Source organism: Methylosarcina fibrata AML-C10 (genome assembly GCF_000372865.1).
In the GTDB taxonomy this organism is placed as follows: domain Bacteria; phylum Pseudomonadota; class Gammaproteobacteria; order Methylococcales; family Methylomonadaceae; genus Methylosarcina; species Methylosarcina fibrata.
On the sequence record NZ_KB889965.1, the window covers coordinates 3,674,845 to 3,691,676 of the forward strand.

The following is a 16,832-nucleotide window of genomic DNA, read 5'->3' on the forward strand; positions in this document are numbered from 1 at the left end:
TGGGGGCGAGCTTAATTATAGTTGAGGTGTTTTCGGCTTGAACACAATGGGATGCCCTGGGTATACCGATATAAGCTGCGTTTACCGGACGCAGAAAGCCTGCCCGGGAGAAGGCCGGATTCTTCGCCTCGGCGAGCAAGACCGGGCGCGCCTGCGTGTTCTATTTTACCGTGCCGGTGTTACCGTTCTTGCATCGAGGCCGGCGTTACATCAGTTCCTTCATCCGGTAGAGAAGCTCCAGGGCGTCTCTCGGACTGAGCTCGTCGGGCCTGACGTCTTCCAGCAGGCGGACGGCCGGATGAGGTTCATTGAACGAGAACAAATCCAGTTGGTTGGCTCCCGATTCGGCTTGCTGTTCGATATAGGCCTTGGTTTCCAGGCTTTGCAGTTTGGCCTTGGCCTTTTCGATCACCGAACGCGGAACGCCCGCCAGGGACGCCACCTGCAGGCCGTAGCTCTGATTGGCCGGACCGTCCTTGACGGCATGCAGAAAAATGATTTTATCCCCGTGCTCCATGGCGTCGAGGTGGACGTTGTGGATGGTTTTTTGCTCGTCGGCCAGCGTGGTCAGTTCGAAATAATGGGTGGCGAACAGCGTAAACGCTTTGGTGACTTTCGCCAGGTGATCGGCGCAGGCCCAGGCCAGCGAAAGTCCGTCGAAGGTGCTGGTGCCGCGCCCGATTTCGTCCATCAGGATCAGGCTTTGCGAAGTGGCGTTATGAAGGATGTTGGCCGTTTCCGACATCTCGACCATGAACGTGGACCGCCCCGAGGCCAGGTCGTCCGAAGCGCCGATGCGGGTGAAAATCTTGTCGATCGGGCCGATGACCGCCGATTGGGCCGGCACATAGCAGCCGATATGGGCGATCAGGACGATCAGCGCATTCTGGCGCATGAAGGTCGATTTCCCGCCCATGTTGGGACCGGTGATGACCAGCATCCGGCGCCGGCTGGAGAGGGATAAGTCGTTGGCGACGAAGGGAATGTCCGACACCTGTTCGACGACCGGATGGCGCCCGCCTTCGATCGTGAGGCCGGGACTGGCGGACAATACCGGCTTCGATAGATTCAGCGTATCCGAGCGTTCGGCAAAATTGACCAGCACGTCCAGTTCAGCCAGCGCGCCGGCGCACTGCTGAAGGATCGCCAGGGATTGGCCGATAAGGCCCAAGAGTTCGTCGTACAGCGCTTTCTCAAAAGCCAGCGATTTTTCGCGGGCGCTCAGCACCTTGTCTTCGAAAGCTTTCAACTCGGGCGTGATGTAGCGCTCCGCGCCTTTTAACGTTTGCTTCCGCAGATAATGGGCCGGGACCTTTTCCGCGTGCGAGTGGGAGATTTCGATGTAATAGCCGTGCACCCGGTTGTAGTTCACCTTGAGATTGCCGATGCCCGTCGCCGAGCGTTCGCGGTTTTCCAGATCGAGCAGGAACTGATCGGCGTTCTGGCTCAAATTGCGCAGCTCGTCGAGCTCCGGATGATAGCCCGGCGCAATGACCCCGCCGTCCCGGATCAGGACCGGCGGATTGTCGACAACGGCGGTTTGCAGAAGATGCAGGACTTCCGGATGCTCGCCGATGTTTCGGCTTAATTCGGCGAGTTGCAGGTTTTCGCTCGCAGCCAGCAGCGATTGCAGCTCGGGCAAGGCGGCGAGGGTATCGCGCAACACCACCAGATCCCGGGGCCGCGCCGACTTCAGCGCAATGCGGGTGCTGATCCGTTCGACGTCGCCGACTTTGCGCAGGTGCTCGTGGAGATCCTGATACAAGCGGTTTTCGAGTAGAGCTTCGATGCAGGAATAGCGCCGATTGAGGACGGTTTGATCGCGCAGGGGCCGGTTGATCCAGCGCCGGAGGCAGCGGCTGCCCATCGCGGTGGCGGTCCTGTCCAGTACGCCGAACAGGGTGAATTTCATCTGTCCCGACGGATGCGTGTCCAGTTCCAGATTGCGCCGGCTCGAGGCATCCAGCAGAATGGTGTCGTCGCTGGACTCGGTCCGGATGCCTTGAATGTGAGGCAAAACGTGCAACTGCGTATCTCTGACGTACTGCAGCAACGCTCCGGCGGCGGCGATCGCGGCCGGCAGGTCGTCGCAGCCGTAGCCTTTCAGATCGTGACTATTGAATTGTTTCAGCACCGCCAGCCGTGCGCTTTCCGGTTCGAAATGCCAGGGCGGCCTTCGGCACAAGCCGCTGCGCTGTTTCAATGCGGCGGGCAGCTCCCAGCTTTCGCTGAACAGCAGTTCGGCCGGATTGAGCCGGCTGATCTCGCTGACGAGCCGGTCTTCGGATTCCACCTGCTGCAGCACGAATCGCCCGCTCGTGATGTCCAGGCTGGCGATACCGTACAGATGATCAATACGGCCTGCCGAAACCAGAAGATTGTCTTTCCGGTCTTCCAGCAAGGCCTCGTCGGTGACGGTGCCGGGCGTCATGATCCGCACCACCTTGCGTTCGACCGGCCCTTTCGAGGCCTGAGGATCGCCGATCTGTTCGCAAATGGCCACCGATTCGCCGAGCCGCAGCAACCTGGCGATATAGCCTTCCGCGGCATGATAGGGGATGCCCGCCATCGCGATCGGCAGGCCGGCCGACTGTCCGCGGCTGGTCAGCGTGATGTCGAGCAGTTCCGAGGCTTTTCTGGCGTCGTCGAAAAACAGCTCGTAAAAATCGCCCATGCGGTAAAACAGGAGAACATCGGGGTGCTCCGATTTGATGCGCAGGTATTGCTGCATCATCGGAGTGTGCGTCGCGTTTTCGGTTTTGGAGAACTGCGTCGAATCGCTAGTCTGGTGAAGTGCTTTGGTCATCGGTTCGGAAATGGTGTTTTTACAACGGCCGTATTATAAACCGCGGAAAGCCTCAAGGGTCCGTCTTGGCGGCGAGATGGGGTTATTGAGGATTTTCTGCTCACGGATCGGCGGATTATAAGCCTGGCCGTGCCTTTACCGCTGAGTTTTTTGTATCCGCGCGGCCATGTCATCCAGAAGCTTGATGAAATTCCGTTTGGGTTTGTAGCGAAGGCGCAGTTCGGCCAGATAATCGCTCAATTCATGTGATCGTTTCTGCGCGGTCATTATCCCCGCCATTCTCCGAACCAGCTCGATGGCTTCGGCGTAGGCCCTGTTGCTGGTTTGTTCGACGATGGGCGGTACAACCCGCTTGTAGAGGGCGAGCGCATCGTCCGCCCGCGCCGCTTCCAGTTTGCCGGCCAATTGGATCAGCAAATTCATATCGCATTTTCCCGCTTGCGCCGCCTGCCAGGCTTCTTCGAGATGATTTTCCCATAAAGCGATTTTAAGCCGTAACGAATAATCCGGCCCGGCCAGTTTCGACTGCCATGAAGCTGCGGCAGCGGCAGAACGGGCAATTTCGTCGGCAACCCGCACCAAAGCGCGCTCGCGCTGGGCCGGCCAGATACCGAGTTGTTCGGCAACGGCGTGGAGTTTTTGATAATGCTCCAGGGTTGGGCGCTCCTCGAACTGGATCCAGGTCAATTGCAAGGCTTCTTCGCCACGTTGGCGTTCCAGATAAGCTGAGACTAAAAAATCCCGCAGCCGGTTGTCGGTATTCGCGGGAAAGGCCTGCAAGCCCCGCTCGGCCCAGTTCAGGGCTTTGTCGTCTTCTCCGGCCTCGGTCCAGATCTCGGCAATCGTTAGATACCGGTAGGCCGAGGACAAATCGCGCACTTTGATCGCGACCAGTTCTTCCACATTGCCGCTCGCACTGGCCAGCGATTCCATGATGTTGGTGATGCGGAATCGGTGGGAATCGAAACGGTCCTCTTTCTGCTTGGGTTCGATTTTCCGCCATTCTGCTTCGGCCAGTTCGCGGTAGCGCCGAAGTCCCACTTCGCCCAGGATATGAGCATAGGTTGAGGCAGAGAAGCTGCAAATACCGAAGGGCAACGTCGTTTCCAGACGGAAGAGCCGATCCGCCAGCGCGGCGGGTTCCAGCCGCGCCAATGCGCACGCTTGGAAGTGCAAATTGCCAAGCGTGTCCACGATGCCGCCGACTTCCCCGTTGGAATCGTCGATGTTCTGCATGGCGTCTTCCGCGCGTTCGATCGCGTATTCGGCCAACTCGGCCAATAAAGCGGCGCTGTCCGGTGTTAACAGTTCCTCCAGGGATTCGACAATGGATTCCAGATTCCCGGCAAAACCGCCGGCCTCGCGCCAGTCGACAAAATCACGGACACGCGTCGCCTTGTCGATGGCCTTGCGGAAAGTCGGCAGTAAATCCCCGCCCGCATGCAAGCGCTCGGCTTTTAACAACAGCGATTGATAAACACGCTCGTCGCGCTCCGCCGCATCCAGCACCAGGTCGATCAACGCTTCCGGCTTTTGTAAAGACAAATAGTTCCGGATCGCCAGCCAAGGGTCGGTGCGTTCTTTCTTCTGGCTTGCCGGACCGGTCTTCTTGTTTTGGCGGTCCTCAAGCCAGGCGAGGCCAACCGCCGCACAATGCTTGCAGAAATAACCGTCCGCCGCGCGCGGGCAGGTGCAGTCGTAAGCTAGTTCGCCCTTCTCGTCCCATAATTTGACCCGGTAGCTCTCGCTGCCTTCGACCCGGGCGCTGATGGTATCACCGGCATCTCGCACATCGCCGACTAGACCGCTCGTGTAATAGTCTTCACCGCGTGCAAAAGCGGTGGCGCCAGCCAGATTTTTTAGGGTGCTGCGGGTGATCAGTCGGTCGAGCATGATTATTTTTCGAGAGGTTGTTATTTGTGTGAATATTAAAAATGAATTCCCACGTAAGTCGTCAAATCAACGGAATAATTAACATTAACGCTCTTTGATAAAAACTTGTGTCGGAAAATTTTTATGATTCTTTACTTTCATATGATTGACTAAAGACATCATATTTTCAGCTTGCTCCAATGCTGAAGCAAAATTGTCGAAATCTGCCATTCTGGAATCGCATCCCCAATAACCCACGCCCTGATCGAAGCGCAACGTGGTAACCTTGCCCGAATGCCAGTCCAATTGCATAAAACGACCATGCGGTGTATCGGCCGAGATTACTGCGGTACAGTTTTCATTCATCGCGGCAAAATAGCCTTGCATGACTGCCAAGCGTCTGTCATCATCCTGCCAATCGGCGAACAAACCGCGCTTCTGATAGCCGTCTTGTTTGGCTTTAGGCGCAGAAGTGATTCGAATCGATGGATTTACCCATGTTTTATGCAACACATGTTTGAGCCCGCGGATGAGCTCGGCGAGCAACATCACCGTCCAGGGGGAAAATAAATAACGGTCCATATAACCAATACTCGCCAGTTGATCCCCATTGTCGAGATGTTGCCGTAATAGGGCATGTTTTTCCCTCATCAATCGCCAAAATTTTTGCGCAAACTCGGTCAATTCTCCATTGCATTCCGTCAGAATTTCCACTTCCACATCGCCGGGGCCGCTGTGCGGCTTGAGTTGTGCAGCCTCCAGGTAGCGCCCGATTGGGAGTGCCGGATAATCGTTTGCATGAATCAGAATGTTCTCTTTATCGTTAAGCCAGGCTTCGTTAGGTACTGCGGCAAGTGGGCGGCTGCATGCGAACGTGCTCCATTTATCCGAAAAAAACGCTTGCGCTATCACGGCTTCTGCCTGCTTAGGTAAACCTTTATTAGCGCCGATTACGGCCGTTTTGATGCCCAGCCGCTGCAGCACCCATAAATCTTCTTTCACGATATCCGGTACTTGTTGAAACTGCTTTTCGTTGATCAGCAGCACGACTTGAGAGTACTGAGTTTGCCAACGCGAAAGGGATTCCCGCAATGTTCCGAGAATCTCCCAATCCAGAGGCGCGCCGTGTAAAAAAAGGTGCAATTCGGTTGCGCCCTGGGCGGCGGCTTGGCGGATTTCGGTGAACAGCGTTTCCGGAGTGTAACGGGAACCTTCGCCGAGAATTTTTAAGTCGTCCGGCAGCGCTAATGCGTGGATAAAATCATCCGATAAAAAATCAAAGGCCAATTGCCGGTCCAAGCGCTCAACATGAAAGCGGGTATCGAAACCCAGCAGACAGTTTTGACAAACTCTTTGGCAAGAGCAGTCAAGATAATGTCGGGCTTTGTTGAACAAGTCGGCAAAATCTCGATGAGCTGATGAGGCAAAGCCCCCGCCGCCGCTGCATTTATCGTACAATGTGATGGTCGCGACCGGATCAGTACAATCGGCCAGTTTGGTTGGCTTGACCGTATAACCCAGCTCTTCGGCATTGATGCCTAACCGGTCCGCGAGAGCCTGCCTTAACGCCACGGCCAGCGTCCAGGCAATTTTATTATCGTTTTCGGAGCGATCACTTAGAAACCGTTGTTCGTTGTGGTGTTTCAAATAGAGTTCCAACACGTCGGTATGATAGACGTAGCCCAAATACAATTTGTCTTTAATCGCAGTCTGACCGTCATTGCCGCTGCACCACGCATCGGCTTCGCCTCCCGCTTTTCCGCGCAGCCTTTTATGTGGTCTGGAAAATATTTCGGGCCGTTTGTCGTCCGCCGTCATCGAATCGGCGCGGCCGCAATGCCAACACAAGGCATAGCCGTGTCCGTGTTCGCCGGCGCTGTAATAAAAAATGTCTCCTTGACAGCCGGAGCGAAACGATCCCAATTGCGGATTGGGTAACGGCCACAGACGGTCTTTTGCAGTAACCCAGGGTTCTTTGAACGGCACAAAGTGTTGCCGGGATATATCGGTACTCGGCGATTCGTAAAAATCCACCGCAAATCCCGCCGGTTCGATGAATACGTGCTTATGCTCAAGATTCAAAGACCATCCGCATTCACGGCAGATGGTTGGGGAATGGCTGTTCAAGGCATGATCGATCGCGCCGCAATGATCGCAGCGCCATGCCGTCATCAACTTTTGGGTTTCGTTGCCGCCGCTTTCCGGTTGATGCCAGCTTAGCGCCAAGCCCGCCGACCGATACACCAAACCGTTCAAAACAACATCGTTTCCCGGCGCGTATTCGCGGATCGCGATCGATAAGTCGCGGGTCGGTTTGTCGCGAATACGGCGCAGGTTGTCTTCGCGCTCTTCTTTTTGTGACTGATTTTTGCGCTGATAGTCTTGAACGCTATAAGGGTCAAAATAAGCAATACCCGTTGGAAAGCCGTAGCCGGGCAGAAAGCCGCGAGTGGCAAGTTCGGAGAGCAAATATTCTTTCGTTAGCCGCTGCAAATCCCGTTCTATTCTTTTGCGATAGGGATTGTTTTCGGAAACGTTCGCATTCAATGCCTTCAATTCGATTTGCAACGGCTCGTATTCGTCTAGCCATTGCTTGCGTATGTCGTTAATCGAAGAGGCCGATTGTTGCAGAAGATTGGCGGATTGAGCTCCCGCAAGCGCGGTGCCGTTGGTAACGGCAATTAAGCCTTGTTGTAAAGATGCCGGCATGTTGAATTCGCATCCGGCTAGCCAATGACAAAAGTGCTCTGCCTGTGAACTCCCGTCATCGCTCCGACAAAAAAACCAGCCGCATTCGAGTTTGGTATTTTGCTGTTGGCTGACCGCGACGACTTGCTTCAGGAAATAACCCAAAATCAACGAATTGGCATGGCGTTGGACGATTTTTGGGCTGCTGAGCGTGATGTACGGCGATTTGATCTGCGTCGTAAAAGGCCATAACGTGTCGTTGAACACTTGACGTTCATGCGGATTATCCTTACACAAGGTGAATGCCAGCGCCCGGCTTTCCTGACGGCGACCGGCGCGGCCGGCCCGTTGCAAATAATTGGCCGGATGCGGCGGCACGTTGTTCATCGCCACCGCCGAAATGCCGCCGATGTCGACGCCCATTTCCATCGTCGTCGAGCAGCTCAGCACGTTCAGCTTTTGTTCCTTGAACAGTTTTTCAAAATGCTGCAAGCGGCTGGCGGGTTGCTGTGCGGAATGCTCGGCCGCACGAAAGAACGCGCCGCCTTCCAAAATGCCGTCGCTTAAGCTTGTCAGAATATTCTACTGGAGTTTGTGACCTATGATTGACATCATAAATATTCCATGATAATTTATGAAACGTTTCATAAACATTAACAAGGGGAAATGATGACCAACCAAGACATTAGCGCTATTGAAATAGGCCATTTTCTTAGCCAAATTCGGGAGAAAGCGGGCATAAAGCAAGCGGAGCTAGCTAAAAAAATCACATGGAGTCCGGCGATGCTTTCACGCATTGAAGTCGGCGAGCGATTTTTATCAGATGATGAGTTGCAAACCGTTGTGGAAGGCATAAATACGCCAGAAGCACTTCATTTATTAGAACTTTTGAAGCGTCAGTGGGCGATATTACCGAGACCGCCCTTAAATCACTTTGATCAGGACATTCTTTGGAATGCGGAGCAAATTGCACAAAAGCTATTCGATATGTCTCAACACCCTGAAATCAAGCAATCATTTCAGCGACGCTTGGAAGCATACTTAACAGAAATTAGAAAATTATCTGAACAACTATTAAAACGAGAACATCAAATAGCATTTATTGGCAGCATCGGCATCGGTAAATCAACCGCTATTTGCCAACTTGCCAATCTAACAATGCAAAATCCTAGTGGTAATTTTGATGCTGCTCTTGAGGTAGGGGCAGGAGGCATCACAGTCTGTGAAGTGCATTTATTAGCAGGAGCAGAGTATGAAATTAGGATCGAGCCATGCTCAGATGAAGAAATTCGTGCCCATGTTCGTGATTTTGCTTTTTATCTCTTAGGAAAAACCGTTGACGATGACAACGACTCTCAAGGTATTTCTAAAGAGATAGAGCGGGCTTTACGAAATATGTCTGGTTTAACTATAAGCCGAAAAAAGGAAGAGGATGGTAAAACGACACGAACAGACAAAGCTAAAGAGCTATCACAACAATTTACCGAAGAGAGAGATTTGTCGATCGAGATAATGGCGCGCATGGAGTTGCATAAAAGGGATTGCAGGAGCGCCCTGTATCATAGTAGCACAGGAAAACAACCTTTAAAGTGGTTAAAAGATATTTTTGAGCAAATTAATAATGGCCGTCATTCTGATTTTACCTTGCCTAAGCGAATCGAAGTCGTAGTAAAAAATCAATTATTAGAGCACAACGAATGTTCAGTTCGTATTATTGATACCAAAGGCATCGATAATAAAGAAACAGCAGCTAGACCAGATCTAGAGTCTCATCTAAAAGATACACACACAATTACTGTACTTTGTTCTGGTTTCAATGATGCGCCCGCCAGAAACCCCTATCAATTACTTGAACGGGCAAAGGCTATTGACATTCCCGCATTAGAGTTAATTTCATCTTTACTTGTACTGCCAAGAACAGGGGAAGCTCTTGCAGTAAAAGATGAATCCGGTTTGCGCGTGGAATCAGCCGAAGAGGGATATGAGTTAAAAGGCGAGCAAATTGAAGTTGCTTTAGGTCCTTTAGGACTTAGGCAATTGCCCGTTCACTTTTTTAATGCTTTTGAAGATGACGTTGCTCGACTAAGGAATTTCATAAATAAACGTATAACTGCTGTGCGAAATTCATTTCGAGAAAAACTCATAGAAACCACTGGCGATATAGAAATACTCTTAGCAAACTATGAACAAGAACAGGTTCAAGAAGTAATCCGTAATGCAGGAAGTAGAATTAGCTCATGGCTAAACCAACATGAAAAGTTACCCAATCCTAGGATACATATTGAAGATGATCTTCTAAAATCAATGAACCAGGCTTACGCTGCTACCGTTAGGGCAACTATTTCACGCAAAGGGCGATGGACTAATCTCGATTACTATCATCATTTAAGTTATGGTTCACGTTTGTTTGCTTACAAATTATTAGAGGAGAATATAAAAAAATTTAAAGATTATTGTGAGACGTTCAGAGGGGATCCAGAATATGGGGATGCTCAAGATTTCATTAGGCAGGCCGAAAATACCCTTACTTCAGCCTTTGCTGAGTTGTTAAGTAAAGTTGAATTAACTGGAGAAAATTATTTTGGTGATGAGCTGGCTTCAGAACATGCGTCGCCTTTATGGGCTAAATGCGAGTCGGAATTTGGAAGAGGCTATAGAAGCCGTGTTGTTCAATATAACCAGGATTGGTTTAACGAGGATCGCCCCAAGAACTTGGAACAAGACCTTTATAATTTTATTGAAAAAGAGTGGAGGCTAGCTCTTCATAAAGTCAAAGCGTTGATTGAAATTGATTGATTGATTGAAACGCTTTCAGTAAGTAATTTGCTTAATCGGTGGCACTTTGTGACCACCGATCACAGTCACACTTTCCGGCTCGATGCCGGCCAAATCAGCCAAGTAGCGCTGCAACGGTTCGTCGCCCTTGTTGCCAATCGTCGCGGAGGTGGCGACAAAGCGCACGTCGTCGGCCTTGACGCCGAAAGCGTGCATCACGCGCCGCAACAATAACGAGAGTTCCGCCGCTTGCGAGCCGATGTAAGTGTGCGCCTCGTCGAGCACGATCCAACGTAACGTGCCTTGGGATCTTTGCAGGATAGGCGCATCGTTTTGCCGCACCAGCATGTATTCGAGCATGGTGGCGTTGGTGACCAATAACGGCGGCGGTTCTGAACGCAGTAGAGTTCTAGTCAAAATTTCGTTAGGTGTTTTGGCTTGATCTGGATGCTTGGATTCATTTGTATTGCCATTGTAGAGGCAGAAACGTAACGCGTTGCCGAACTCGTGCGTCCAGGCGCGCAAACGGTCGCGTTGGCTGTTGATTAGCGCATTCAACGGGTAAATGAACAAAGCCCTTACGCCGACCAGTGGCTGTTGCGACCGTTGATATTCACGCACCAGGTCGTTCAAAACCGGCACCATGAAGCACTCGGTTTTGCCCGAACCGGTGCCGCTGGTAATCACGATCGACTGCGGATTGCTTTCGGCCAGTTTCAACCATGCGCGATATTGATGTTCGTAAGGCTTCCACGTTTTGCGGAACGCATAGTCTTTCAAGTCGGAGGGAGGATTGTCCATCGCCTCTATCAGATCCCGTTCAAGTACCGAGGCTGCCAGCCGGTCCATCGTAAAATGGCTTTTTTCCCAGCCGAAAATCGCCTCGAAAACCGGGTCGGCAAGAAAATTGTTGCTGTCCTTGCCGATCGGTTGATTGAATTGCGTCGATAAAAATTGCCTGAGGGCCGGATCGCTGATGCCCAATATACTCAAGGTGGCTTCGGCGGCGCGTTGCGAAAGTTGTCCGATCAGGGGTTGGAAATAGGGTGTCATGTCTGTCCTTGAAGGGGCTTATTCGAGATTCATTCGCCTTGGTAATATAACGTTTCCGGCGCAATGTCTATATCGCCGGGCCAAGTCACGGTGCCATAATTGACTTTGGCAAGCTTGAAAAAACCGGGATTTTGCAATTTGCGAAACACCGGGTAATGCAAATAAGGCGACATGTCGAAGCGTTTTTGTTCGCCGTTGGTGAAGGTTAGTTGTAGAACGTGATTAGGCAACGCTTGGACTGTGGAAACTTCGGGCAGCATGGAATCACCGTAAAGGGTCGATAGGGAAAACCGGTTCGCCGTTGACGGCCAGCGACCAGTCCGCCATCAGTTCTTCTTCGTGCAAGTCGATCCATACCTGGACTTGGCGGACTTTCTTGGGCGGCAGTTGGCCTTCCAGCAATTCGCCGGTCGGGATTACGAAAACGGCTTTCATGCCTTGATATTCAACGTGAATATGCGGCAAATGGTGTTGTTGGGTGTCCATATACATCATGCGCACGATGATGCCGTAGAACATGCTGATGGTAGGCATGATGGCTCTCCAGTAAGTATTTACAGAGGTGAAAGATAAGCCAGCGACCATTGATAAATCGCATTAAACCATTCTTCGTCGAAAGTTTTCAGACGGTTTAGTTTAAAAATGGAAGCGGCGCTGTTCGTCCAGTGTTCGGGAGCGCCGCCATTGGCCCCAAATACTGCCAGAATGACCGGCAAGATGACCACGGAATAATGGTGGTCCGAAATGTTTTTTAGATTTAATCCAAAGTGTTGGGCCTGATCGAGTTTTTGCCAACAGCCGATAAGTTCGGATTTCAAGACTGTTGGCCAGTCGCTGTCGGCTTGCCGTCTGTCCAATTCTTGTCTTTGCTCATGAACCATTTCCGCCAATCGTTCTATGGGTAAACGTTTTATTTGAAGGTCTTGTTCCATGATGCCGCAAAGCGATTGCCTGAGAATTTTCGCGACCACATCCAAAGCTTGTGATGCTGTACTTATTTTATTGATACGGTTAACCAGTATTGCATTCACATCGGCCTCATCGACCGCTGATTGCAACAAATAATTTTTATAGGCCGAATAAACAGTCAGCCAATCTTTCAACGGCACCAGTTCCCAAAATACCGGCAGTTCTTCGTTAAGTTTTTCGGTAAACGCTTCATCCAATTGTAAAACCAAAGCAACAAGTACCCGAATATCTGTGACCGCAATCGACCATACGTCAAAACTGCTCAACGGCAAATGCGAGCAGTGACGCCATAAATGCCGCAAATAATCCCAACCGCTGTGTCCAAAGTCGGTACTCATTCGCTCCAAAATTCGTTTGATGGCGTCTTGTCTGGGTTGCGTACAGCCGATTTTGGTTGCACTGTGCAGGGTCGATACAGCTCCGGTATCAACGAATTCGCTGTTTTCAGGATCATAGCCCACAACCCATAAGATAGAGCGCAGAGTCACCGATGACGTTTCCCCTGAATAAATTAACCACGGTTCGGCAACCTTTTTTTCGGGATGAAAAAACCAACTGCCTGTTATTGTCTGTTCCGATACGCGCGGTTCCAGTTTGATATGTTCTTGTTCGGGTTGAGACAGGCGCATTGCCATCAATTCGATACTGCCCAACACGTCATAGGGTAAGCCGGCATGGTCGATTGTATTCAACTCGACCAAGCCCTGTTCTGCATTTCTTTTCAGAGAAAACTGGTAACGGCTTATTTTCGCCCGCATTAGCTCGGAGCCGTTTTCATACATCGCCAGCCGCACATGGCTATCGAGTTTTCTGCTTACGGCGAATAAATCGTTAATCCATTGCAGATAATCGATAAGCGCAAGCTCGATCATGCTGCCGTTGCGCTTAATTTCATGACGGAAATAGACGTCTTTGATGTCATCTTGTTCGTAATCTTGCAGCGTGAATTCAATCTGTAGTTGTCGTTCGAACCGTTCACTGAAAAGACGCAAACGGACGCCGTGCAGCCGGTCTGCAAATAACGCCTGTTTTGTGGACAGTTTGCTGCCATCCGCACCGATGATTTGACCGCCTCTCGCAGGAAATGGCAGAGTCAGTGTCAACATTTCCGCCATTGCTGGCCAATGCAGCAGCACATTTACCTGGGTAGGCGGCGACTGGTCGGAAAATAAATCGATACGGTAGCCATCATTTTCCGAAGTTATGGTGTGTTTCAGCGTAGACTGGCAAACGACGTTTGCGGGGTTGGTATGGTCTAAAAACAGAGTTGCATCCCATGAGTTAGCGCAGGGTTTGAAGCGAACGGCAAATTTTTCGGACAATAAAGCACATTTTTTTCGGAATACAATATTACCTTGATCCATTAGGCGAATTTCATGAACGCCTTGGAGCTCCGGCGTCAAACGTTGCCAAAGGGATTTGGAATTAATCGGTCTCGCCACTAACTCTTTTGCCGGAATTGTTGTGATGGCGTCGGATTCTGGGTCGCTTCGCCAAAGGGTCGGCAATCCTAAAAACAATTCCTTAGGGACGCTGGCAAATTCAAGCTGTTTTCCATGTAAACAGTAATGATTCGATGAACGGTCTTGAGCGGTTCTGATGACGAATACATTCGCATCATTATCCGTGAAGCGAATGCAGCCGTCCGTTTCGAGCAATCTTTTACCATTGCAGACGGTCTCCAATTGTAAAACTTCCGCGTCTCCCTGATAGCTGAAATGTTCGGGATAAAGAATTCTGATCCGTTTCGCGCGGGTCCGAATACCGGCAATGCCTTCCAATATCCACTCCTGACCATGCTGTGCAAATACCCAGGGAACTTCATTATCCAGATCTTCGCCGCCGGTTAGCGGCTTTTCTTGCAGAACTTCCGACAAATGCTTAAAGCGAATCGAATAGCCTTGTAATGCTTTGTCGCCATTGATCGTGTCGGGCATTCTCGGCATTTTTAAGCCATGCCGCTGCTGATGAACCGTTTTTAGCGCGACACCCAGATTCCGACTTGAACCTTGATTGCAAACTAACTCCACATCCAGCCTCGAAGGGATTCTTTCCGGCATGTCGAGTTTTTCCAATGCGATAAAGCCGGAAAACTCGATTTTTAATTGTAAATTGCCGTCGCCGCGCAATTGACGAATGGCCTGTAACGGCGCAACCATTGGCTCGTCGGCTTTTGCCGCCGTCGAAACCATGTCGGAAAGCAGTTTTCGACCGATTTCAGTTTCTATGGGCAACGGAAAGCGTTCGCGCCATGAAGGGCAATGTCGATCCAAATAGTCGACCGGATTATTCCGTTCGTATAATTGATATTCGCGTTTAAGATCCACGACGGTTTTTACCATGTCGCCCAAAATCAAATGAATTTCTTTGTTTTCACAATAGGTTTTTGGAATGAACTCGCACTCGGTAATGAGCTGATTGACTTGTATATCGGAATTTTGCAGTCGCGAATATTTGGGAATCACTTGTTTGAATACTCTACCCAGCCAGCCGCTTGAGTTGTTTAGTTGATTCAGAGGCAAGCCTCCTTCACAGGCTATGCTGCCCAAATAGTAGTTGCGGCCATCAATTGTGCGTATGCTACGTCGCCAGAATTGCAGTCCTGTTTCGATTAATATATTACGGTATCCGGTGCTTAAATTCCGGCTGCTGGCATTAATCGACTGAAACACTTTATCCCAAGAGGGTTTGGTGCCATCATACTCGCGTCGCCACCATTCAGCGGCATACATAACAAAAGCGGCATTCCAACGGGGAACATTTTTTGATGCTATGTCTAATCCAAAATGAATACTCAGCTTTATCGCACTTTTAAGCAATTCAAATTCGATGTCTTCGATGCGGTATTGATAAAGCGGCCTTTGGTCTGGAAAACGAATGTTGCGGCGTTCAAGAATTTTTGTAATCCACTCTTTTATTTGCATATTTTCTTCTTGTTAACAATGCATAAGTAATGTGCATATTTACAAAACTGACAAAGTGCAATTTTTTCAGTGTTGGAGTTGTCATCGCAAGGCCAAAAATGGCCAAAGCTCCCGCCTCGGGCTTCTGTTGGCGCCTCTTAGCCCGCCTCTTAGCCGGTTGCCGGTGGGAAACTTGACTGTCTTCAGTTTTCTACCGAAACCGCCCGGAATCTAATCGATCAGGCGTTCCCCTGCCCAAAGCTGCTCGATGCTTTCTCTTGCCCTGATCAAGTACGATTGGTCTTTATCGACCAGGACTTCCGCTGCGCGGGGCCTGGAATTGTAGTTCGAGCTCATGCTGAAACCGTACGCTCCGGCCGACCGTACCGCCAGCAAATCGCCCTGCGCGAGGGCCAAGCTCCGGCTTTTACCCAGAAAATCGCCGGTTTCGCAGACGGGACCGACGATGTCCCAGCTTTGCTCGGCCGCGCCGGCAGTCGTCTTGACGCCGCGTTGGACGGGAACGATTTCCTGCCAGGCGCCATACAGGGACGGACGCAACAAGTCGTTCATGGCCGCATCGACGATGGCAAAATTCCTGTTGGCAGTCTGTTTCAGATATTCGACCTGAGTGACCAGGATGCCGGCGTTGCCGATGACGGCGCGCCCGGGTTCGAGCATGATTTCGTATTTCGTTTCTCCGAGGCGAGCCAATACTGCGCGAATGTATTCGGCCGGCTCCGGAGGCGCCTCGTCCTTGTAGCGGATGCCGAGCCCACCCCCGAGGTCCAGATGATGCAGTACGATCCCTTCTTGTTCGAGCGCCGCCACCAACTCGAGCACTCTTTCCAACGCATCCAGGAACGGGCTGGTTTCGGTCAACTGCGAGCCGATGTGGCAGTCGATGCCGATCACGTTGACGTGAGGCATCGCCGCCGCCCGCCGGTATTCGGACAAGGCCTGCTGCCGGTCTATGCCGAATTTGTTTTCCTTCAGGCCGGTTGAAATATAAGGATGCGTTTTGGCGTCGACGTCGGGATTGACCCGAAACGACACCGGCGCAACGAGACCCAATTGGCCGGCCAGCCGATTGATCCGGTCCAGCTCGCCGCCGACTTCGATGTTGAAGCAGCGGATGCCGGCTTTCAGCGCCGCCAGAATCTCGTCTTCGCGCTTGCCGACGCCGGAGAAAACGATGTTGTTCGGATCGCCGCCCGCAGCAAGCACTCGCTGCAGTTCGCCCACCGACACGATGTCGAAACCGGAACCCAGACGGGCCAGCAGGTTGAGCAGGGCGATGTTGGAATTGGCCTTGACGGCATAGCAAATCAAATGGCGATGATCGCCGAATGCGCGGTCAAACGCATGCCAATGCCGCTCCAGCGTGGCCCGCGAATAAATATAACAAGGGCTGCCGTATTTATAGACGAGGTCCTGGACTGGAATCTCTTCGGCATAAAGTTCATCGTTCCGATAATTAAAATAATCCATAATCAAGGGGTAGGTTCCGTGTAGGTTTCAGATTCGGGCTCGGTGGGTTCGGGCGGCGCCTGCAAATCGCCGGATGATGGCGGGTTTTCGGCAGCCGGCTGGGGCTTTGCCGGCGGTTCTTCCTTGGGAAGATAAAGCGGGCCGGGCTGGCCGCACGCGGCCAGCAATAAAGTCACCGAAGCAAATAAAGTAAGACGATAGCGTTTCATAGGACGGCCTGCATGCCGTGAAAAAAGATTTATGATAAGCCGAATCGGATGCATTAGAAAGCGGTA

The 16,832-nt window shown here is 51.3% G+C and carries 10 protein-coding genes; 1 reads left to right on the forward strand and 9 read right to left on the reverse strand.

What is annotated here, in order from left to right; translation table 11 throughout:
- Window positions 1-205: 205 nt before the first annotated feature.
- The 3 genes from mutS to A3OW_RS0117135 form a co-directional block, all read right to left on the reverse strand.
- The gene (gene mutS / locus A3OW_RS0117125; RefSeq protein WP_026223684.1) at window positions 206-2,731 is read right to left on the reverse strand and encodes a DNA mismatch repair protein MutS; all 2,526 of its coding nucleotides are present in this window, start codon (window positions 2,729-2,731) and stop codon (window positions 206-208) included.
- A 210-nt stretch (window positions 2,732-2,941) separates the two neighbouring features.
- The gene (locus tag A3OW_RS0117130) at window positions 2,942-4,699 is read right to left on the reverse strand and encodes an SWIM zinc finger family protein (protein ID WP_020564676.1); all 1,758 of its coding nucleotides are present in this window, start codon (window positions 4,697-4,699) and stop codon (window positions 2,942-2,944) included.
- Between the two features lie 84 nt (window positions 4,700-4,783).
- Window positions 4,784-7,918, reverse strand: coding sequence for a DUF1998 domain-containing protein (locus A3OW_RS0117135; RefSeq protein ID WP_026223685.1), 3,135 nt, complete (start codon window positions 7,916-7,918; stop codon window positions 4,784-4,786).
- Window positions 7,919-8,032: 114 nt separating this feature from the next.
- Between A3OW_RS0117135 and A3OW_RS0117140 the strand changes: the two genes are divergently transcribed.
- Window positions 8,033-10,162, forward strand: coding sequence for a helix-turn-helix domain-containing protein (locus tag A3OW_RS0117140; protein WP_020564677.1), 2,130 nt, complete (start codon window positions 8,033-8,035; stop codon window positions 10,160-10,162).
- Between the two features lie 15 nt (window positions 10,163-10,177).
- On the opposite strand, the gene A3OW_RS25375 is transcribed toward A3OW_RS0117140, so the two are convergent.
- From A3OW_RS25375 to lptM, 6 genes are all read right to left on the reverse strand, one after another.
- A complete protein-coding gene (locus A3OW_RS25375) occupies window positions 10,178-11,194 on the reverse strand; it encodes a DEAD/DEAH box helicase (protein WP_051091832.1) in 1,017 nt (338 codons plus the stop codon).
- A 29-nt stretch (window positions 11,195-11,223) separates the two neighbouring features.
- Window positions 11,224-11,454: a DUF2442 domain-containing protein gene (locus A3OW_RS0117150; RefSeq protein WP_020564678.1), complete on the reverse strand. Its 231-nt coding sequence runs from the start codon at window positions 11,452-11,454 to the stop codon at window positions 11,224-11,226.
- A 4-nt stretch (window positions 11,455-11,458) separates the two neighbouring features.
- On the reverse strand, window positions 11,459-11,728 hold the full coding sequence (locus A3OW_RS0117155) for a DUF4160 domain-containing protein (RefSeq protein WP_020564679.1): 270 nt from the start codon (window positions 11,726-11,728) through the stop codon (window positions 11,459-11,461).
- 20 nt (window positions 11,729-11,748) lie between these two features.
- Entirely contained in the window at window positions 11,749-15,087 is a 3,339-nt protein-coding gene (locus A3OW_RS0117160; protein ID WP_020564680.1) for an STY4851/ECs_5259 family protein, read from the reverse strand.
- 210 nt (window positions 15,088-15,297) lie between these two features.
- A complete protein-coding gene (gene lysA, locus A3OW_RS0117165) occupies window positions 15,298-16,557 on the reverse strand; it encodes a diaminopimelate decarboxylase (RefSeq protein ID WP_020564681.1) in 1,260 nt (419 codons plus the stop codon).
- Between the two features lie 2 nt (window positions 16,558-16,559).
- On the reverse strand, window positions 16,560-16,766 hold the full coding sequence (gene lptM / locus A3OW_RS28000) for an LPS translocon maturation chaperone LptM (protein ID WP_026223687.1): 207 nt from the start codon (window positions 16,764-16,766) through the stop codon (window positions 16,560-16,562).
- Window positions 16,767-16,832: the final 66 nt, after the last annotated feature.